1 protein-coding gene is annotated in these 238 nt (G+C 35.7%); it reads right to left on the bottom strand.

Translation table 11 applies throughout. From position 1 onward, the window contains the following. Positions 1 to 238 (bottom strand): glycoside hydrolase family 99-like domain-containing protein (locus SCA31_RS25405; protein ID WP_410699699.1); only part of this gene is annotated, 238 nt, incomplete at both ends.

Here is a 238-nt window from a genome sequence, read left to right as displayed (position 1 = left end):
ATTAGGAAGAATATTAGGTTTGTAAATGACAATAATGGGCTTATTATTTACCTTGATATATCTTGGGTCCTTCATAATAGGAAGCAGAAAATCGATGTGATCTTCGTCGTCCTTAACGGAGTATTTTTGTTCAATGAGTACTTCATGATCGTTACCATCCCAGCGTCTGGTCCAGTTTTCATTGGCCCAGCATAGCATGAAAGGTAAATCTTCTTTTGGATTTTTTAATTTTCTGTCA

It is taken from the genome of Chryseobacterium sp. SIMBA_028 (assembly GCF_046535285.1).
Taxonomy (GTDB): domain Bacteria; phylum Bacteroidota; class Bacteroidia; order Flavobacteriales; family Weeksellaceae; genus Chryseobacterium.
Note: the sequence above shows the minus strand (reverse complement) of the source record. Positions and strands in the feature narration are given on the sequence as shown.